Origin of the sequence: Salegentibacter salarius, from assembly GCF_900168265.1 — a bacterium.
GTDB lineage: Bacteria > Bacteroidota > Bacteroidia > Flavobacteriales > Flavobacteriaceae > Salegentibacter > Salegentibacter salarius.
The window spans coordinates 1-21144 of the sequence record NZ_FVZF01000026.1 but is presented as its reverse complement, the minus strand read 5'-3'; the positions used below and the strand labels follow the sequence as shown (position 1 = coordinate 21144).

General features: G+C 36.5%; 18 protein-coding genes. 5 read left to right on the top strand and 13 right to left on the bottom strand.

Features of this window, described 5'->3' with window-relative positions; genetic code table 11:
* Positions 1-3: 3 nt before the first annotated feature.
* From B5440_RS13040 to B5440_RS13030, 3 genes are all read right to left on the bottom strand, one after another.
* A complete protein-coding gene (locus B5440_RS13040) occupies positions 4-1686 on the bottom strand; it encodes a DUF6909 family protein (RefSeq protein WP_070054240.1) in 1683 nt (560 codons plus the stop codon).
* A gap of 6 nt (positions 1687-1692) precedes the next feature.
* Entirely contained in the window at positions 1693-3192 is a 1500-nt protein-coding gene (locus tag B5440_RS13035; protein WP_070054239.1) for a GH3 auxin-responsive promoter family protein, read from the bottom strand.
* Between the two features lie 70 nt (positions 3193-3262).
* Positions 3263-4132, bottom strand: coding sequence for a M23 family metallopeptidase (locus B5440_RS13030; protein ID WP_070054238.1), 870 nt, complete (start codon positions 4130-4132; stop codon positions 3263-3265).
* A gap of 215 nt (positions 4133-4347) precedes the next feature.
* Between B5440_RS13030 and tatA the strand changes: the two genes are divergently transcribed.
* Positions 4348-4560 (top strand): twin-arginine translocase TatA/TatE family subunit, encoded by a 213-nt coding sequence (gene tatA / locus B5440_RS13025; RefSeq protein WP_057480932.1) that lies wholly within the window; start codon positions 4348-4350, stop codon positions 4558-4560.
* 70 nt (positions 4561-4630) lie between these two features.
* Here the strand turns inward: tatA and B5440_RS13020 are convergent, their stop codons facing one another.
* From B5440_RS13020 to B5440_RS13010, 3 genes are read right to left on the bottom strand one after another with little or no spacing between them, the layout of a single operon-like run.
* Positions 4631-5611, bottom strand: a complete 981-nt coding sequence (locus B5440_RS13020) for a DUF4837 family protein (protein WP_070054237.1) — start codon at positions 5609-5611, stop codon at positions 4631-4633.
* Positions 5612-5635: 24 nt separating this feature from the next.
* Complete coding sequence (locus tag B5440_RS13015; RefSeq protein WP_070054236.1) at positions 5636-7219, bottom strand: lytic transglycosylase domain-containing protein; 1584 nt, start codon at positions 7217-7219, stop codon at positions 5636-5638.
* Between the two features lie 48 nt (positions 7220-7267).
* Positions 7268-8452, bottom strand: coding sequence for a phosphoglycerate kinase (locus B5440_RS13010; protein WP_070054277.1), 1185 nt, complete (start codon positions 8450-8452; stop codon positions 7268-7270).
* 139 nt (positions 8453-8591) lie between these two features.
* Between B5440_RS13010 and B5440_RS13005 the strand changes: the two genes are divergently transcribed.
* The gene (locus B5440_RS13005; RefSeq protein ID WP_070054235.1) at positions 8592-9746 is read left to right on the top strand and encodes a DNA polymerase III subunit; all 1155 of its coding nucleotides are present in this window, start codon (positions 8592-8594) and stop codon (positions 9744-9746) included.
* Between the two features lie 4 nt (positions 9747-9750).
* Positions 9751-10146 carry a DoxX family protein gene (locus B5440_RS13000; RefSeq protein WP_070054234.1) on the top strand — a complete coding sequence of 132 codons (396 nt, stop codon included), beginning with the start codon at positions 9751-9753 and terminating at the stop codon, positions 10144-10146.
* Positions 10147-10294: 148 nt separating this feature from the next.
* On the opposite strand, the gene B5440_RS12995 is transcribed toward B5440_RS13000, so the two are convergent.
* The 6 genes from B5440_RS12995 to B5440_RS12970 form a co-directional block, all read right to left on the bottom strand.
* Positions 10295-10810 carry an OmpH/Skp family outer membrane protein gene (locus B5440_RS12995; RefSeq protein ID WP_308430028.1) on the bottom strand — a complete coding sequence of 172 codons (516 nt, stop codon included), beginning with the start codon at positions 10808-10810 and terminating at the stop codon, positions 10295-10297.
* A 227-nt stretch (positions 10811-11037) separates the two neighbouring features.
* Complete coding sequence (locus B5440_RS12990; RefSeq protein WP_070054233.1) at positions 11038-11871, bottom strand: class I SAM-dependent methyltransferase; 834 nt, start codon at positions 11869-11871, stop codon at positions 11038-11040.
* Positions 11871-12362 carry a hypothetical protein gene (locus tag B5440_RS12985; protein ID WP_070054232.1) on the bottom strand — a complete coding sequence of 164 codons (492 nt, stop codon included), beginning with the start codon at positions 12360-12362 and terminating at the stop codon, positions 11871-11873. Before B5440_RS12985 ends, B5440_RS12990 begins: the two co-directional genes overlap by 1 nt.
* Positions 12363-12503: 141 nt before the next feature.
* Positions 12504-14375, bottom strand: coding sequence for a tRNA uridine-5-carboxymethylaminomethyl(34) synthesis enzyme MnmG (gene mnmG, locus B5440_RS12980; RefSeq protein WP_070054231.1), 1872 nt, complete (start codon positions 14373-14375; stop codon positions 12504-12506).
* 20 nt (positions 14376-14395) lie between these two features.
* Positions 14396-14815, bottom strand: coding sequence for an rRNA maturation RNase YbeY (ybeY, locus tag B5440_RS12975; RefSeq protein WP_070054276.1), 420 nt, complete (start codon positions 14813-14815; stop codon positions 14396-14398).
* Positions 14808-18068 carry a coiled-coil domain-containing protein gene (locus B5440_RS12970; RefSeq protein WP_070054230.1) on the bottom strand — a complete coding sequence of 1087 codons (3261 nt, stop codon included), beginning with the start codon at positions 18066-18068 and terminating at the stop codon, positions 14808-14810. The genes ybeY and B5440_RS12970 overlap by 8 nt, the downstream gene beginning before the upstream one ends.
* A 117-nt stretch (positions 18069-18185) precedes the next feature.
* On the opposite strand from B5440_RS12970, the gene gltX reads away from it, so the two are divergent.
* Both gltX and B5440_RS12960 read left to right on the top strand, forming a co-directional pair.
* Positions 18186-19703, top strand: a complete 1518-nt coding sequence (gltX, locus tag B5440_RS12965; protein WP_070054229.1) for a glutamate--tRNA ligase — start codon at positions 18186-18188, stop codon at positions 19701-19703.
* 327 nt (positions 19704-20030) lie between these two features.
* Positions 20031-20885, top strand: a complete 855-nt coding sequence (locus B5440_RS12960; RefSeq protein ID WP_079711151.1) for an SPFH domain-containing protein — start codon at positions 20031-20033, stop codon at positions 20883-20885.
* 29 nt (positions 20886-20914) lie between these two features.
* Here B5440_RS12960 and B5440_RS12955 read toward each other — a convergent pair whose 3' ends face one another.
* Positions 20915-21136, bottom strand: coding sequence for an integrase core domain-containing protein (locus B5440_RS12955; RefSeq protein WP_079711126.1), 222 nt, complete (start codon positions 21134-21136; stop codon positions 20915-20917).
* Positions 21137-21144 lie beyond the last annotated feature (8 nt).

The following is a 21144-nucleotide window of genomic DNA, read 5'->3' as shown; positions in this document are numbered from 1 at the left end:
AAACTAAGATTTAAAGATTTGTTCCAGGATCTTTTCGGTAATTAAATAAGTAGGTTTTACACCAGTGGTTCCCAACCCTCCCGAAGCTAATGTACTACCAGTTTCTAAAGGATTATCTGAGGCGTAATAAGCATATCTTACCTTCACATCACTATTGATACTGCCTCTTAATTTTGAGGCCGCCTGGATGGCTTTTTGGTAATGTGCACCTTCCATCTCCAGTCCACTCACATTCCAGGTAGAATCATGGAAGAATTTAAGAATATCTCGGTTTTGAAGTGAAGTTCCCAAAACGGTAATCATCGCACCATCTACTACAGCTATATCGCTCTCTTCAAGATCGGCACGACTCAGTTCATTTTTAAAAGGATAATTATCTGCAGTTCCTTCAAATAAATGGGCAGAAGGAATCATAATATCTCCTTTTCCGCCTTCAAGAATCCCGGCTTTCCCCATAATAGAAATAGATTCTACATTCATTTTAATCTCGTTGCCTTCAAAATTATAGGGTTTCAGGAGCTCATCCATAGTTTCATAAGCCTGCTCTCCAAAAGCATAGTCCATCACTATAATAACCGGAGCCTCTTCCTCGGTTTTAATATCCCAGGAGCCATATTTACCGTTTAATTTAGCGGTATCAAAGATTTGCACATCAATGTTGGTTCCACTTTTATCTTCTAAAAAAGTCATCCCGTTATCTAGAGCAGATTTCATGACTTTGCTTCTTAGATCACCATTGGTGCTATTACTAAGCGCTTCATAAATTTCCAGCGGTTTTTTCTTTTTGAGTTCGGTTTTTAGGGCAGATGGCGTATAAAGCGTGTTCATTACACTATGCATATTTGCACTAATAATGTGCAACGGGCGATGCATTAAATTCTCTTTAATGAGATGTTGTTTAATATTATCGGCCCAAATCTCGCCGTGAATATGGTGTCCTAAACGCTCTCGCAATACGGGACTAAACGTGATAATTCTTTTATCATTATTTACCGTTTCTGCAATTGCCAGCTTCCCTAACCAGTAAATTATGTTTAAGAAACGCTCCGGATTGCCCGGTAAGGAAAACTTTGGATAGATATCCTGAACCTCATAGAAAGTTCGGCCTAAAATATTTGCGGTATGAGTTAAAGCGATTTCGCGTTGTGCCTGGTCTAAAGGTTCTTCCTGTAAAACAGCTTTTTCCAGTTTTTGCCAGTCTCGGGTAACACTGCCTTCTTCATCTATAATTACACGACGCATTATTTTATGAGATTCTACGAACAGAAAAGTAAGGTGTGTAAGAATATCGTAGATCTCAGAACGGCCACGGGTTATTTCAATATTCATTTGCTCATCGTCTATCCTGTAACAGTTACGTCGACGTTTAGGCGGAACAATGGGCTTAAAATGCGAATTACCATAACCTTCATCACTGGTAAGGTTGATAAACCTGCATTCTTCAATTCCTTTTGGCAAACGATCTATCACGTATAGCAATCCGCTTAATTCGGCTTTATCATCTGCAATAGAACCATAAATTTCGGGACGAAGAATAAGTAAAGATTCCCTTAGCGTTTCCCCGGAAACTCCCATAGGTTTATAAAAACCACGATTAAAAAGGTGACGCATGGTAATATACATACGTTCTATGGCGTGGGTACTTTCCTGGGCGCGGGTGCGGCCTAGTAGTTTTAGATTTATCATTTTTTGTTATGCTTTTATTATTTTCTCCAGAACTTCAGCAATTTTACGATCGTTGGCCAGGCGTGGCAGTTTATTTTGTCCGCCCAATTTTCCAATAGATTTCATATACTGCTGAAAACCGTTTTCCGGAACTCTTGATATTTTTAATGGCTGAAGTATCTTCCCTTCAATAAGATCAAAATAGTAAGAATTTTGCTTTTGAAGACTTTCATCCAGAGTTTTACTGAATTTCGCCAGATCTTCAGGCTCTTTTTCAAATTCTATAAACCACTCATGATAGGGTAATTCTTCATTTTTAGGGGTAATTTGAGGCGCTACCGTAAACTCGCTAATTCTCGCCTTGGTTGCTGCAGTAGCTTCCTGCATCGCTTCTTCTACTTCTTTAGCAATCACGTGTTCCCCAAAAGCCGAAATAAAATGCTTAATCCTTCCTGAAACCATAACCCGGTAAGGATTTGTACTTGTAAATTGTACCGTATCTCCAATGTTGTAAGCCCAAAGGCCCGCATTTGAAGAGACCAACATTACGTAATTCACACCCATTTCTACTTCGCCAACTGTAAGTCTTTTAGGATTTTCGTCGAAAAATTCATCTGCTTTTATAAACTCGTAGAACATTCCTGAATCAAGTTGCAGTAACATTCCTTTTTCGGTTTGTTTATCCTGAAAAGCGAAAAATCCTTCTGAAGCAGGATATAATTCTATACTATCTACTTTTCGGCCAATAAGGTTTTCAAATTTAGAGCGGTAAGGTTCATAATTTACACCTCCGTAAATAAACAAGTCGAAATTAGGAAAAAGCTCCCCCACTTTCTTACCGGTTTTTTGCTGAAGTCTCTCAAAATACATTTGTACCCAGGAAGGAATACCGCTAATTACGCTCATGTCCTCGTTTCGGGTTTCTTCTACAATCGCATCAACTTTAGTCTCCCAATCGTCAATACAATTGGTTTCCCAGCTGGGCATTCTATTTTTCTGAAGATAGGAAGGCACGTAATGCGCCACGATCCCAGATAAACGACCTAGTTTTACACCGTTTTTCTCTTCCATCTCGGGACTTCCCTGGAGGAAGATCATTTTTCCGTCTACAAACTTCGCATTACCGGTTTCTGCGATATAACATAAAATCGCGTTCCTGGCCGCATTGATATGTGAAGGCATAGAATCTTTGGTAAGCGGAATATACTTGGCACCACTGGTAGTTCCAGAGGTTTTGGCGTAATATAAAGGTTTTCCCGGCCATAATACATCTTCTTCGCCGGCTACCATTTTATCTACATAAAAACGCAATTCTTCGTAATCCCGAACCGGTACTTTTTTAGAGAAATCGGCATAAGATTTAATGTTTTTAAAATCGTGATCCTTTCCGAATTTTGTGTCTTTGGCCTTCTCAATTAGTTCCTGAAATACCTTTTCTTGCGTGGCTTCAGGTTTTGAAGCCCATTTATCTATTTTTTTGCGGATATTTTTAGCAAAAATCTTTGCTCCAAACGACTTTAAAGACATAAGTTTTTTTGAAATTAAATGGTATACTTCTATTTCAGCAATACCTTAGCGATGCAAAGGTCGTGATTTATTAATCAAAATCAATATAATCTGTAGGGTCTACGGGCACGGCTTCATTCCAAAGCTCAAAATGTAAATGTGGGCCGGTAGTATATTCTCCGGTAGAGCCTGCGGTGGCAATAACTTCTCCCCTTCGCACATTTTCGCCCTGTTCTTTAGACAGGGAAGCGTTGTGCTTGTAAACAGATAACAAACCATATTCGTGCTTAATAATAATCACGTAACCGGTTTCTGTAGTCCATTCTGAAAAAATAACACGACCATCGGCTACAGATTTAACCGGGGTGTTCTTCGCAACCACAATATCTACAGCATAGTGTTTGTCTTTAGCATCGTAGCCTTCAGAAATTGAACCTTTTACCGGTGGAAATAAAGAAAAATCAATATTATCTGTAGCCGAGGGCAATACGTTGTATTTATCTTCCTGGGCAACTTCTTCCCGCAAAAGGGAATCGGCGCGAGAGGGTTCAATAGCTTCAATTTCCTGTCCCATAATAGGATTTTCTATAAGGGAATCCCTATGTAAACTTGAAGTATCGGCTTTACCTGTAAGTACATTTTTTATAGAACTTAAATATTGATTATTAAGTTTTAAAACCTGCTGCAGGGAATCTGACTGGTAAGCTAACTGGGAAGCCTGTTGTTTTAATTGGGCAGAAGAATAACCAGGAATGTATTCTTTAAGCGGAGTAAAAGCGATAATATATGTAGTGGCAGCAATAAGAATTATAGCACTTAAAGTAATAGTGACAAAAACATTGAGCCGTGTTAATTTAAAAGAGAGTTTTTCCTCAAAAGTATCTTCATTTAAAACCACCATCCGGTATTTATGAAGTAACTTCCTGGTTATTTTTTTCCTGTCCTTTTTATTTTTAGCCATAATTCACTTACAAATATAATTTAAAATTTGAGGGCACTTAATGAAGTTCATAAACATACTCCCAATTTGAGTCATCCCGCTGTCAGGAAGAAATAAATTTAGTTATAAGCTCTTATATATTTGGAAATCGAAGTCAAGTATAACTTAAATTTAAGTTATATTAACGTTGAAATTGCTTTATTCTTGTTAAGTTTGTAATATTAAAATCATATATTATGAACGCATTTATTTTACCATTAGCCATTGGTGCCCCACAAATAATATTAATTGTTGTGGTAATTTTGCTTCTATTTGGAGGTCGAAAAATTCCTGAATTGATGAGAGGATTAGGTAGTGGAATTAAAGAATTTAAAGACGCTTCTAAAGATGAAGACGGCGAAAAGAAAGTTCCATCTGATGATAAGAACTTTTCTAACGAGAAGAAATAGACAAATACCTACCTTATAAAAAAAGCCCGAACTTTTAAGTTTGGGCTTTTTATTTGTTGTAAGATAAATGCTATTCAATATCGGCCGATTGCAGGATAGCGTCTAACTCAAAAATATTGTCTCGTTTTCCCCTAGATGGTGAGAAAACAAAGCCTTCAACCACGATAAAACGGTTATTTTCTTCATCTTTAATCGCGTAATTAATAAATGGTCCAGCCATAAATGCGCCTTTTACCTCCCAGGTTCCGCGAGTTTCATAAGCGAATTTTCCATCAATTTCAGTTTCAAAAAGATAAGGAGCATAAGCTTCTTCGGTGATCATATAAGTTCCTTCCGTAGGGCCGGGAATATGTGTTTTTCCAATTGAATCACGCATTTTTATAATATTGCCAATGGTATTGGTATCAGCCTCAATTTGATTAATTGGCACTTCATAAATAAGAATTTCCATATTTCCTTTTGGAATCTCTTTTCTTATCCACACAAAATCTTCTTCTTCCAGGGCATATCTGTAAGCAGATGGAAAATCAAGTGATAAACCGAACTTTTCTTCCAGCTTACCATCCTTTTTAAGCGACTTTCGCATTCGGCGTTGCTTCTCCTTCATTTCAGTCTCCTTAAAGGCTGAAACTAACTTTTCTGAACTTTCATTAATCACATGAACAAGTTCTTCCTCGCTTTCACCAGAGATAATCACCCCTGTTTGCGGGCGGGCATAAAGATCTTTAACGATCCTGGCACCGGCTTCATCACCTTCCTGTACAGAGATAAATGAACGGTTTCTTCGCACAAAACCACTAAATGTTTCCGGAGGAATTTGGCTTAAGGAGAACATTGGCTCTTCCTGCGGAAGACCTTCTACCGTGGCGGCAAAATTATCTCTTATCGCTTCACCAACTTTACCTTCCCAAAGCTCATTTTCAATGATTAAGGTAATTTGATTAATATTTCCTGAAGAATCTGATAGGATACGTTCTTCTGCTTTATCTCCATTTTCATTACAAGAGACTAGAAAAACTAAACTGAATAGAAGAAATAATGTTTTTTTCATTGTTTTTAGTTTGGTTTGAAATGATTACCCCTTAGAAAGTTTAAGTTTCATACCGGGTTTCAGGCTGTTAGCGCCCATATCATTCCATGACCTCAAATTCTGTACCGTAACTCCCGGAAACTTCCGAGAAATGCTCCAAAGTGAATCTCCTTTCTTCACCGTATAGGTTTTTGCACTGTTTTTCTGGCTATTTTCAGCAGCAGCATTTTGGGAGCTAACCCCGGGTTTTCTTGGGTAAATAGTAAGATACTGGCCAATTCTAATATTATTGCCTCTAAGATTATTCCAACGTCTAATACTGCTCACTCCTACCCCGTATTTTTCTGCAATTTTTCCTAAATAATCGCCACTTTTAACGCGATACCTTACTTTATCTTCTGCTTTTACAAACTCAGGGAAAGCCTTTGCTTTCTTTTTAATATCTTCTTCGGCGAAATTATAGATTGCAGCCTCGTTGCTCACAAAAGCGCCACTAACGGTTGTGGGAAGCCTAATCATATAATTTTCATCCTCTATAAAAGGAATAACATCTAATTTATAACTGGGGTTCAAAAACTGAAGCATCTCTTCTTCTACCCCGGTAACTTCAGAAATCTGCTCGAAAGTGATCAACTTCTTTACTTTGATCGTATCGGTTTCAAAAAAAGCAATTTCGGGAGCTTGTGGCTGGAAATTATGCTCATCAGCATATTCAAAAAGATAGAGTGTGGCCAGGAATGCCGGAACATAACCAGCGGTTTCCCGTGGTAAAAATCGTCTTAATTCCCAGTAATTATTGGAACCGCCACTACGGCGAATAGCTTTTGAAACATTCCCCGGTCCAGAATTATAAGAAGCCAATACTAAATCCCAGTCTTCAAACGAACGATATAGGTTTGCAAGGTATTTTGCGGCGGCTTCGGTAGACATTTGAGGATCCATACGCTCATCTACATAACTGCTTACATCAAGACCGTGGGCCTTACCGGTTCTATACATAAACTGCCAAAGTCCGGTAGCACCAACCCAGGATTTTGCTCTTGGGTTTAAAGCCGATTCTACAATGGCCAGATATTTAATTTCTAATGGAATATCATACCTATCCAATTGCTGTTCAAACATGGGGAAATAATATTCGCTTAGTGCCATAAGACGCTCCATAGCTTTCTTATTTCGTTTTAAGTAGGAGTTTATTACACTTTCCAGTACCGGATGGTATTGGACGTTAAAAGGCGTACGCGCATTTAATTTAGCCAGCCTGACCTTTAAAGTATCGGTGGGAAGTTCTTTATTGACCTCGTCTTCATAATCCTGTTCCCTGATGCTTTTATACATCGTATCAAAAAGATCTGAATTGGTAAGCTGTGCTCTCCAAACAGAATCAATTTCGGCCGCACGAGGCAGATCTTCCAGCGATACCGCAGAGGAATCCCTAATCACAGCCGAAATTGGTAATTTATCCCTGAATTCAGGGTCTGGATGAGCAAGAATAATTTCACTGCTATCTACCTTTTGGAAGATTTGTACTCTAAAATTAGCTTTCTCTACCTGCTTTCCCTTAGTTTCTTCCTGGGCGTGCAAGCTAATTCCAAAAAGGAATACAAGAGATAAAATTATATGCTTAACCATAATATTCAAGATTTTAAAAAGAACGTAAACTCGTAATTTTTAGTACGTCTATTTCCCTATTGCCTGGATACCTGGCAGGGATTTTCCTTCTAACATTTCTAGCATAGCACCACCACCGGTAGAAACATAGCTTACTTTATCTTCAAAACCGAATTTTTTAACCGCTGCAACAGAGTCTCCACCGCCAACTAGAGAGAATGCTCCGTTTTTAGTTGCTTCAGCAATTGAATTTCCTAAAGCTACGGTACCTTTTGAAAATTTATCCATTTCAAAAACTCCAAGTGGACCATTCCAAAGGATAATTTTTGATTTTTTTATTACAGCATCAAAGTTCTTGATACTTTCAGGACCTGCATCAAGACCCATCCAACCATCAGGAATTTCGTTGATCTTGCTAACATCTGTGGTAGCCTGTTCAGAAAAACTATCAGCAATAATAGAATCTACCGGAAGATGAACCTGTACGTTCTTAGCTTCAGCCTTTTTTAGAATATCTAAAGCTAATTCCTGCTTATCTTTTTCTACAAGAGAAGTTCCTATTTTTCCACCTTTGGCGAGAATAAAGGTATAGGCCATTCCGCCTCCAATAATTAAGTGATCTACTTTATCAAGAATATTCTCAATTACGGTAATTTTAGATGAAACTTTAGCACCTCCCAGAACCGCGGTTACCGGTTTTTCTTTACTATGAAGTACTTTATCCAGGTTTTTGATCTCTTTTTCTAATAAATATCCAAAGCATTTATCGTCAAAATACTTAGCTACTATTGTAGTAGAAGCGTGGGCACGGTGAGCGGTACCAAAAGCATCGTTAACATATATATCACCTAGTTTAGAAAGCTTTTTTGCAAAATCTTCGTCCCCGCCTTTTTCTTCCTTATGAAATCTAAGGTTTTCGAGTAATAATATTTCGCCCGGTTTTAAATTATCGGCAGCAGTTTGAACTTCCTCTCCAACACAGTCGTCCACAAATTTTGGCTCTACTCCAATAACATCGGCAACCTTTTTTACAATATTTTTTAGAGAGTATTTTTCTTCATGTCCTTCTGGTCTTCCTAAATGAGACATCAGCACTACGCTTCCACCATCTTCCAATACCTTTAGAATTGTTGGTTTTGCAGCTTCAATCCTGTTAGCATCAGTTACATTTAGATCCTTGTCTAACGGAACATTAAAATCTACTCTTATTAAGGCCTGCTTATCTTTAAAATTAAAATCGTTTAAAGTCTTCATTTTCATTTCTTTTTTAAAACCTAAAAATCTGGTTTGGTTGATTAACATTAAGCACAATCGACTTTCATTCAGCTTGTGCTATTTACAAATATAAATTTTTCCGAAGACATTAAAGTGTATATAAATTTTATATTTGCTTATGCTTTTTGAAGAAATAATAGGTTTACAGCATTTAAAGAAACATCTTACTACTACTGCAGATAATGGCCGTGTTCCGCACGCGCAGTTATTTGTAGGAAAAAGTGGTAGTGGTACTTTGCCTCTGGCCATTGCTTACGCGCAATACATACTTTGTAAAAATACGGAAGGAGAAAACAATACTGGAAACAGTAATTGTAATGAACGATTTAAAAAATTGGCGCATCCCGATCTTCATTTTGCATTTCCCGTTGCTGCCAATCAAAAAATAAAAAAACATCCTGTTTCCTCTCACTTTTTAGAAGAATGGCGGGAATTTGTAAAAACCAATCCCTACGGAAGTTTATTTGAATGGTACCAAAAACTTGGAATTGAAAATAAACAAGGTCAAATTGGTGTAGATGAAGCACAGGAAGTGGTTAAATCCCTTTCCTTAAAAGCTTACGAAGGCGGATTTAAAATAATGATCATTTGGATGGCCGAAAAGATGAATACTGCGGCTGCAAATAAATTGTTGAAATTAATAGAAGAACCACCAAACAATACCCTTTTTCTTCTAGTTACCGAAGATGAAGAACAAATTATACAAACCATAAGGTCTCGTTGCCAAAAACTGCATTTCCCTCCTTTACCGGAAGATGAAATTGCCGCATTTTTAGAAAAGAATGAAAATTGTAGTAAACCTGAAGCTTTAAAAATTGCCCACCAGGCCAATGGTAGTTATACCCGCGCTTTGCATTTATTACAAAAAGATAGCGGAGATCAGCAATTTGAAACCTGGTTTATCAATTGGGTGCGTAGTGCATTTAAAGCTAAAGGAAATCGATCTACGGTTCTTGAACTTATTGCCTGGAGCGAAGAAATTGCAGGAATGGGCAGGGAATCTCAAAAGAGTTTTTTATTGTATTGCATAGATTTTTTCCGCCAGGCCTTAATGCTGAATTATAAAGCCGAAAACCTGGTCTATCTTGAACCGGCAACGCCTGGATTTAAACTGGAGAAATTTGCGCCCTTTGTTCATGGTAATAATATAAAAGATATTATTGAAGCTCTTGAAGAAGCCATTTATCATATTGAAAGAAACGGAAATGCAAAAATTATACTCACCGATCTTTCTATAAGACTAACCCGATATTTACATAAAAAAGCCACTTAAAATTATGGAGAACCTTTACGCGAATATTACCGAACTTCTTATTCTATTATTTATTCTAATTACATTTTTACAGTCTGGAATAGATAAAGCTGCCGACTGGAAAGGAAATACCGGTTGGTTAAAAGAGCACTTTTCAGGAACATTTCTTGCCGGGCAGGTGCCGCTTATGGTAGGAATAATAATGATAATTGAAATCATTACAGGTTTTGCCACTATCCTGGGAATAATATGGCTAATCGCTTATAATGATCCTGCAATAGCGCTTTACGCTTGCATCCTGGCTGCTATCACCCTTTTAATGTTATTATTCGGACAAAGAATTGCTAAAGATTACGCCGGTGCCTTTACATTAACCGGTTACTTTATCGTAGTGATCTTTGGAGTTTACTTAATGTCTTAAAATAGAAAAAGGTCTGAGAAGTTTTCTAAACTCGTCATCCTAAATTTATTTCAGGATCTAGGTTAAAATTAACTTAGAAGCTGAAACAAGTTCAGCTTGACGAAAAGAATGGCTTCTCAGACCTTTTTTAAAAACTCAGAACTTAAGCCTAGTTCTTGTTATAAGTTTCATTCAAATTATCAAGAATTTCCTGGGTTAGATCTTTCCCATCTTTCGCATACATAATATTGGCAGACTCGTTAGAACCAAAAATATAGGTGTAGCCATTCTCTTCACCATAATCAGCTACATAATCCTTAACTTTATCTACAATAGAATCTATAACAGCATCGCTCTGCTCTCTAAGGCGACTACCTTGCATTTGCTGTTGCTGTTGGATTCTTTGCTGCTTCTGCATTAATTCCTGCTCTTTTTCCTGGCGTTGCGCCTGAGACATAGAATTCATTTCCTGTTGGTAAGCCTGAACTTCCTGCTGAAATCCTCTGGCAATAGAATCTAATTGTCTTTTTACCGAATCTGATTTAGAAGTAAAGTCAGCTTCAACATCTTTCATTTCTTTGTACTCCTGGATAAGTTTTGTGGTATCTACATAAGCCGTTTTTTCCTGGTCACAGGAAGTAAGCAAAACAGCAACTACCAAAATCATTAAAAGTTTTTTCATCATTAATTGAATTTGTTTGCCGCAAATGTATGAAAGTTAAATTTTCGATTTAAATCAAAACAGACTTATGAAGTATATATAAGAAATTCTTATGTATAAAATTATAACGATAAGTTTAATAGATGAAAAATGAATTAAATAGCTTAAAAATAAGCTTATTTCTCAAAATAAACCTGATTGTATATTATAATGAAGTCAAAACAGTCTTAAACGCGCTTAAAACACGTTTTTTAGCATTTCTTGAAGAAATAGACGAGAGAAGAATACTCTGAAGTGCGTTGTGCTCTTAAATTTGATTCCAGGCCGGTTTTAAAAGCTTTTAGCATATTTGATTTTCCCGTTTTGTTTTTTTCTGAAAGTAAACTCACATAGAAAGAATCAAAAACAAGAGGTTTGGTTTTAAGCTTTTCAAAATTATGCTTTTTGAATAACTCGGTAATTCCAGTTTGAGAAAAATGCCAAAGATGTCTTGGCACATCGTAAGCCACCCAAAATTCTTTGTAGTATTCAGCATCAAAACTTTTAAAATTCGGAACCGCGATAACCGCTACCCCATTTGGTTTTAATAAGCGATACAATTCTTTTACCTGAAAATCGAAATCTGGAACGTGCTCTAAAACGTGCCACATAGAAATAACATCAAAAGAATTGTCTTCAAAGTAGGATAATTCTTGCTGAAGTTTAATCCCTTTTTCAGCGGCTAATTTTCTTGCCTGTGAATTTGGTTCAATACCTTCAACATTCCATTTCTTTCTTTTGGCAGTTTGTAAAAAATCTCCGGTTCCGGCACCGATATCTAATAAGTGATTTCCCTTAGAAACTTTATTGATCCACTTCAATTTTTGCAGCAGCATAAAATTCTTAACAGCCTGGTAAATTTTATCGGTAAAACTTTTACTGGAATCTGTATGAGAAATATAATTTTCACTTTCGTAGTAAGCCGAAAGATTTTCGGGTTTTGGAATCGTTTCTAATATTTCAAAATCACTTCTTTTTTGTAATTGAAATTCTTCGCCAGAAACTAAATGATCTTTACAGGTTAAATGAAAATTTTTATCGCTCATTAAAAGAATTTTTGATCGGGATTATTCTCGGTGAAGTTTCTAAATTCTTCTCGTATTTCAGCTAATTGTTCAAGTAGCGGTTTTTGAAAAATAGAGCTTTCTGCTAAATGATCTACTCCGGTTTTATCGGTTACTGTAATGCCTACAAAAAACTTTAGATCGCTCTCTCTAGTTTCAACGCCACCTCCAAAAAAAAGTCCGGTGAGATCCATATATTGTTCCCTATCGGAATAATCAAAAACGGTTACAATAAATTCGTGATCTGATCCCTTTAAAAAACTGGTTTCAAAATTCATTAAATCATCTTCACCTTCTAAGGCGAAATAATTCCTAAACCAATCTCTTGTTTTTTGCACCTTAATTGGACTACTAAATTTAAAAGAAGTATAATCAGATTTATCTTCAGCGGAATTTAATTCTGAAGTCTTAATTTCCTTTACAGAATGCGTAGTAATTATGCAGGATTGTAAAATCAAAAAAGTGAAGAGCAATAAGAAGCTCTTATTACCTAAACTCGCTTTTAAAAAATGAAAAATGTGATTGATCTTTAATGTTTTTTCAAGTTAATCCTATTTGATTTATCTAAACAAAGTACTTCAAAAATTAAATTGTTCCACGTGGAACTTTTAAAATTATCTTCCCATATAAACCAATAAAACAGAAATATCATTAGGACTCACCCCGCTTATTCTTGATGCCTGTGAAATTGATGTCGGTTGAATTTTATTTAGTTTCTCCCGTGCCTCAAAAGACATAGATTTGATCTTAGAATAATCAAAACTATTGGGAATTTTTACATCTTCCAGCCTATTCAATTTATCAGCATTATTCTTTTCCTTTTCAATATATCCTGAATATTTTACCTGGATTTCGGTCTGTTCCAAAATCTCGGTATTCAAATTATTCTCCTGAATATATTCCTCTACCCCGGGGAAATTTCGAACATCATCCATAGTAATATTTGGACGGGAAAATATTTTAAAGATCTTATCGCTTTGTTTCATTGGAGAAGAATTATTCTCTTCTAAAATAGGATTAGCATCCTCGTGAGAAACGCTTTTATTTTTAAGGAAATTTACAAAATCAGAAGACTTTTCTTTCTTCTCCTCCATTTTTCGCATACGTTCTTCAGAAGCCAAACCTAATTTATAAGAACGTTCGGTCAATCTAAAATCGGCATTATCCTGGCGCAATAAAGTTCTGTATTCAGCACGGGAAGTAAACATTCGATAAGGCTCTTCTGTACCCTTCGTAATAAGATCGTCTATAAGAACACCTATATAAGCTTCGTTCCTTTTTATGATAAATTCTTCCTTTTCCTGAACTTTTAGAGCAGCATTAATTCCCGCCATTAATCCCTGGCAAGCGGCTTCTTCGTATCCTGTAGTTCCATTAATTTGGCCAGCGAAATATAACCCTTCAACCAACTTGGTTTCTAAAGTATGTTTCAACTGTGTAGGTGGAAAATAATCGTATTCTATTGCATAACCAGGTCTAAAAAATTTCACATTTTCAAATCCGGCTACGGATTTTAAAGCTTTAAATTGAACATCCTCTGGGAGCGAAGTAGAAAAGCCATTTACATAAACTTCTACCGTATTCCATCCTTCGGGTTCTACAAAAAGTTGATGCCTGTCCTTATCTGCGAATCTATTTATTTTATCTTCTATACTTGGGCAATATCTAGGTCCAATACTTTGAATACGTCCATTAAACATTGGAGATCTTTCAAAGCCATCTTTAAGAATTTCGTGCACCTCTGGTGAGGTGTAAGTCATATAACAAGAACGCTGTTTTTTTAATGGTTGGGTTTCATCTAAAAAAGAAAATTTAGAAGGAACATCATCCCCTGGCTGCTCTATCATTTTAGAATAGTCTAAAGATCTACCATCTACCCTTGGAGGTGTACCCGTTTTCATTCTACCAGATTCGAAACCTACATCAACTAGATCTTTTGTGATTCCGGTTGCGGCTTTTTCTCCTGCTCTACCGCCTCCAAAATTCTTATCGCCAATATGAATTAATCCATTTAAAAAAGTACCGTTAGTTAGCACCACAGATTTAGCACGAATCTCCAGGCCTAAAGAAGTTCTTACACCTTTAAGTTCTTTGCCTTCTAAAATCAAACCGGCAACCATTTCCTGATAAAAATCTAGATTAGGTGTTTGCTCCAATCTAAGTCTCCAATGCTCGGCAAACATCATTCTGTCGCTTTGCACTCTAGGACTCCACATTGCAGGCCCTTTAGATTTATTAAGCATTTTAAATTGAATGGCGCTCGTGTCACTAACCAATCCGCTGTAACCTCCCATCGCATCAATCTCACGCAAAATTTGTCCTTTTGCAATTCCACCCATCGCAGGATTACAACTCATTTGCGCAATATTCTGCAGGTTCATCGTTACCAACAAGGTTTTAGCACCCATATTTGCGGCTGCGGCTGCGGCTTCACTTCCAGCGTGACCGGCACCCACTACAATAACATCATATTCACTTTCGAACATAAAAATTCTTCTTTCTAAATTTATTGTTCCACGTGGAACAATGCAATCTTTTCGTCTTCCTTCTGTCGCATTAAAGCAGCTTCACTTTCAGTCTTATCTCCATATCCACACAAATGCAAAATCCCGTGGATCATAACCCTTTTAAGTTCATCAGAAAAATCCACATTATACTCTTTCGCATTTTCGGTTACTCGATCTGTACTAATAAAGATATCTCCGTTCAATTCATCACCTTCTGAATTATCAAAAGAGATAATGTCGGTATAAGTATCGTGTTCCAAAAATTTGAGATTAATCTTATACAAATAATGATCGTCGCAAAAAATATAATTAATTTCTCCAAGTTGTTTCTCTTCTGAAGAGATTACTTTTCTAATCCAGGTATCAAAAGATTTTTCCTCCTGAAACTCGAAATCATTTTCCGGATAAAAATTAATTATCTGTTCGCTCAAAATAGGTTTTTACTTTCTGTTTATAAATTTCGCGCAAAGGTAAGCTTTGTCTATTTAAAATTTCTATAGAATTAAAATATTCTTTAGCCTTAATACTTTGATCTTTAGCCCGGTTATCAAATTGCTGAAGATTGGTTTCAGACTCTCGCTTATTATTTTCTCCCTGTTGCAAACGCGCGTCTTCATATTCCATCAATTCGTGTTCCAATTGCTGCAATTTCTGAAGGTTTTCAGGATCAAAACCTTTGTCCAGAAGTTGTTCCTCGGCATCCTCCATTTGTTTTTCAATTTGCCTTCCCTGTTGCGATCCCTCTTTTTTATTTAATTCCTGTAAGCTTTGCCGCAGTTCCTGCTGAGCCTTATAAATCTCAAACAAGCCTTCCATCTCCCCTTCTCCCATTCCTTCCCCAGGTTTCTTTCCTTCATTCTGCTTTCCTTTTTGCTGTTTTCCCTGCTCCTGAAATTCTTTATTAATTTCCTGCTGCTTCTTAATAATATCCTGTAATTGAAACTCTGAATTTTCACCATGCCCTTTTCCTAATTGAGGATTGGCCTGTTGTTGCATCATCGACAGAATTTCACTCAGCATATAAGCTAAATCATTTGCGCCGGTTACCACATATTGCTGACTAGCCGTTCCCTGTGGTAATTGATTCTCGGCAAGTCGCTCAAGAGATTTATCGATATCAAATTCAATATCGGTTAAGCTTTTAGTAATATTTTCGGTGATCATAGGATTACTAAGCGCAAGGGAATATAAACTATCATCAATATGCCTAAAGTTTTCCCTAAGATCGTTTTGTCTTCTAAGCCTGGCCGCGTATCCAGGATTATTGATATCAATTTTACTAAAATCCTCCAATAGCTCCTCCTGCTGAAATGAAAATGTGACCAAATTATCCAGTATTTGTCGAAGGGTTTCAATATCGGCCTTTAGTTCTTCCCCACTTTGCTGCATAGAACGCTGCTGCATTTTTTGGCTCATTTCCTTCATTTGCTGCCCAGCATTCTTTTGTTTTTCTTTTGCCTTTTCCTTATCTCCTTTTTCTAAATTTTCCTCGGCATCATTTAATTCTTTTTCTATACTTTCTTCATCAACTTCTTCACGCGGTAAATCTGTTGGCTTTTGTAAGTCGTTATTATCCTCTTCCAGTTGATCCATTTCTTGCTGAAATTCTTCAAATTCTTCCGAAATTTTATTTTGCTCCTCTAAAGATTCAGCATCAGAATTTTCTGACAATTGGTTTTGTTTTTCAGAAAGTTTATCCAAATCTCTCGCCAGTTTTTGAAGTTTTTCTTCTACATAATAGCGCTTGGCTAATTCTAAAAGTTGCTCCAGGTTTCGCTCTTCACTTTGGTTTCTTTTAGATAGTTCTTCCAGTTTTTCTCCCAACTCTTCCCGGTTAATCTTATCGGCTATTTCTTGCAACTCTTTCAATAGCGCTTCATTTTCCTGAAGGCGTTTTTCATTTCTATCCAAACGTTTTTTGAGTTCATCTTTTTCAGAAGATTCTGAATTTAATTCCTGCTCATTTTCTTCAAAACTATTTTTAAGTTTTTCAGAATAATTACGCATCATTTCAGATTGCTGCTTTTGGCGTTGAATAAAATTCTGAAGTTTTTTACGCTGATTATAATCCAGGTTTTCGTTTTCTTTTTGCAGGCGGTTAAGTTCATTTAATTCTTCTTCTGAAGATTTAATATCTTTTAGACTTTCACTCAAATTATTTATAGACTCACCTTGTTGTCTTAACTTTTCCTCTTCTATTTCCTCGCTTGTTTTCTTTCTAAAACTAAAGGTTGAAGTTTTTGTATTTTTACTTCCATTCACCGCATCATTATCCCAAAGCTGAAAGTAGAAATTATAGGTTTCTCCGGGTTTTAGATCCAAATTCCCGGGAAATGTGTAATGAAAATCATCAAAAGCGGCTTTAGAGATCAAAATCTCTTCTTTTTGAAGGCTATCTTCTTTATTTTCAATGTAATAAATCAGATTTAACCTATTTAAACCGTGATCGTCAGAAAGTTTTCCATAGAAATATTGTGTAGTATTATCTGTACTATCCAGTTTTTGTTGAATTTCAATTACCGGATATTCATCCTTGATCACGTTTATAGAATAATCTAAAGCCTCAAAGTTTTTAATCGCCTTATTTGAAGTGCTAACACTATAATCCAAACGGGAATAAACCGCCTGGGAATATTGGAAAGCGGAGTTTTCAGCAGGAAGTTTTATTAAAGAATCTTCAGTTGTAAAATTGAGAATTTCGGTATTTCGGGTATTAAAATTCCAGGTAATTTTTGTGCCTTCCGGTACATTTACATTCCCTGAACCTCTTAAACTATCGTTAAGCTTTCCTATGTAATTGGGATAGTCAAACTTCATTTTAAAATCTAAAAGTTTGGGTACTTTTAAGATTTCAAGAGTATATTCCTTAGAATTTATGCCGTTGGCACTCAATCTAAAATTTACATTATTCTGAAGCCTTTTAAAAGTATATTCAAAACTTCCCGGGACAATTTGTTTTAAAAAATAGGTTTGTCCGTTATAAGAAATTTCAGGTTTTTCTGGAGTGATATTTCCTTCTGTTATTACCAATATTTTATATTCAGAATTCTCCCTGGCTATCAAAGAATCGTTTAAAATTATAAACCTGAATGGCGCCGGTGCTTCAAATTCGGTATTATATTTTGCAAGTCTATCTAAAGGCGAAGCAATCAACTTAATATTTCCGGTTACTAAAAGTCCTAAAATCAATACTACTGGAAATAAGGCGTATTTTAAGTATTTCCGGTTCTTTTTATAATCTACAGCGCGGGTAAATGGAACTTTATTTAGTTCGGCCGACTTTTGTTCGATCCCGGCTAATAATAATTCAGATTGTTGCGAATCTTTTTTAAGCTGAAGAATATTCAGCAATTTATCGTTTACTTCAGGAAAATGTGCGCCGATAATTCTTGAAGCTTCTTCATCATTTATTCCACTGGAAAATTTAAATAGTTTCGTCAACGGAATTATAATAAAGTATCCCAAAAGCATCACCTCTACACCAACAAAAATCCAGAACAAAAATGTTCTTGCGGAAGGTTCTAACCACAGAAAATATTCTATCGTCAAAACGCTTAGGAAATAAAGTAAGCCAATAGCCAGAAATAAGATAATTCCTTTCAGCAATTTATTCAGGTAAAACTTCCTGATAAAAGCCGCCAGCTTTCTTTTTATTTGATTGTAACTTTCCATAATTGAGGCTTAAAAATACAACAATTTTAGCGGAGTAATTTACCACGGGATTGATAATCCACACATTAGGTTTCGTTTAATAAGGTTGTATCTTTGTGGTTAAAAACAAAATTAGATATGTCAGCTAAAGTTCGCGTGCGTTTTGCACCAAGTCCAACCGGCCCTTTGCATATTGGCGGGGTAAGAACAGCTTTATATAATTATTTATTTGCCAAAAAACACAAGGGCGATTTTGTATTGCGTATTGAGGATACCGATCAAAACCGCTATGTAGAAGGTGCCGAAGATTATATTATTGAATCCCTTAATTGGTGCGGAATTCCTTTTAACGAAGGTCCCGGCAAAGAAGGTGATTACGGCCCTTACCGCCAGAGTGAGCGCAAAGATATGTACCGAAAATATGCCGAAGAACTTATTAAATCCGATAATGCTTATTATGCTTTTGATACGGCTGAAGAATTAGACGCACATAGAAAAGACCACGAAGAAAAAGGCAAAACCTTTATCTATAACTGGCATAATCGCCAAAAATTGAAAAACTCCCTGGCACTTTCTGAAGATGAAATCAGGGATAAATTAGATGCCGGCGAAGATTACGTGATCAGGTTTAAATCGCCTGAAGCAGAAAATCTTCATATTAAAGATGAAATTCGTGGTGAAATGGAAATTGATACCAGCACTTTAGACGATAAGGTTTTATTTAAAAGTGATGGGATGCCAACTTACCATCTGGCCAATATTGTTGACGATCATTTAATGGAAATCTCTCACGTTATTCGTGGTGAAGAGTGGCTGCCTTCTTTAGCGCTTCATTTTATGTTGTACAGAGCTTTTGGATGGGACGCTCCTAAATTTGCGCATTTACCGCTTATTTTGAAGCCGCAGGGAAAAGGAAAATTAAGCAAGAGAGATGGAGATAAACTCGGATTTCCCGTATTTCCGCTGGAATGGAAAGATCCAAATTCAGGAGAAATTTCTGCAGGTTATAGAGAAGATGGATATTTCCCCGAAGCCGTTACCAATATGTTAGCCTTTTTGGGTTGGAATCCCGGAACAGAACAGGAATTCTTTAAACTTAACGAACTGGTTGAAGCTTTTGAAATAGATCGTGTTCATAAAGGCGGAGCTAAATTTGATCCCGAAAAAACCAAGTGGTTTCAGCAACATTATATGCACGAGGCAGATGAAAAAGTAATCGCTGAAAAACTAGAAAAAATAATTGGGGAAAAAGAAATTAAAGTTTCTTCAGATTACGTTTTAAAGGTAGTAAGCTTAATGAAAGAACGCGCTGTTTTCGTAAACGATATTTGGGATCAGGGTTATTTTTTCTTCCTCGCTCCTACTTCTTACGATCCTAAAAATGCGAAAAAAGCGTGGAAGGATGATACAGCCGATCTAATGCAGGAATTAATAAGTGTCCTCCAGAAACAGGAAGATTTTACAGCAGAAGCCGTTCAGACGGAAGTAAAAGCCTGGATACAGCAAAAAGAAGTTGGTTTTGGGAAAGTGATGCAACCTTTTAGATTAGCCTTAGTTGGTGCTATGCAAGGTCCTGACCTTTACGAAATCGCTGAAATGATTGAAAAAGAAGAAACCATTTCCCGTCTGGAAAAAGCGATAAAAACTTTAGGTTAAAATAATTCAGGTATACTTTTAAGAGTAGGCTGTTTGAAAAATCTCTGAGACGTCATCCTGAATTTATTTCAGGATCTAACTTGTTATTAATTTGAAACATTAGAAGCTGAAACCAGTTCAGCTTGACGAATACGATACTACTCAAACAGCCTATTTTTTGTTCTTACCTTCTACCGCATAGCTAAGTAAACTACTTCAGAGCAAGCTCAAGCAGCAATATTTTTAGCAAATATAATTTGATTTAGAGTAATGCCTCGGCGCATTTAATCTCGATTATCGAGCAAAGTTTCACTATCTTGGGGAACAATCAATTCATAAACTTCAAATATGCTTAGCTACGTATTCATCCCCATCATTATTGTTTTATTTCTGGTGATCCTTTTCAGCGGAATTTTCACTGTTCGCCAACAAAAAGCGGTGATTCTCGAACGATTTGGAAAATTTAAAAGCATTAAAAACTCCGGCCTTCATTTAAAGATTCCTGTAATAGATCAAATTGCCGGCAGGATTAATTTAAAAGTTCAGCAATTAGACGTTCTAGTAGAAACCAAAACCAAGGATAACGTGTTTGTTAAGCTTAAAATATCGGTGCAATTCCAGGTAATTAGAACCAATATTTACGACGCCTTTTATAAACTTGAAAGTCCGTCAGACCAGATCACTTCGTATGTTTTTGATGTAGTTCGGGCCGAAGTTCCAAAAATGATCCTGGATGATGTTTTTGAACGAAAAGACGATATTGCCATTGCCGTTAACCGTGAGCTTAACCAATCTATGCAGGATTATGGTTACGACATCATTAAAACGCTTGTAACAGACATTGATCCAGATGAACAGGTTAAACACGCTATGAACAGAATAAACTCGGCAGAACGCGAGAAAGTGGCTGCAGAATACGAAGGAGAGGCCGAAAGAATACGAATTGTTGCAAAAGCACGTGCTGAAGCCGAAAGTAAGCGTTTACAGGGACAGGGAATTGCCGATCAAAGAAGGGAAATTGCCCGCGGACTTGAAGAAAGCGTAGATGTACTGAATAATGTGGGAATAAACTCCCAGGAAGCTTCGGCATTAATTGTGGTAACGCAGCATTATGATACACTGCAGGCCATTGGTGAGGAAACCAACAGTAATCTTATTCTCTTGCCGAATTCTGAAGAACCCCCATTTGTTAGGACAGCTTAGCTGCTAAATTAAGTTCTATTTTTTATTTTTTAAGCAGCATTTCTTTCTTGTTTTAAATATCGGTTGATAGGTATTTCATTTTCTATTCCCTGGTGCCTTCTCCTATGGTTGTAAAAATCAAAGTAGTCCCGGAGTTGCCTGTATAAACCTACCCCGGATTCCGGAGGATTGAGATAGATGTTTTCGTATTTCACACTTCTCCATAAGCGTTCTATAAAAACATTATCGATAGCTCTTCCTTTACCATCCATACTTAACT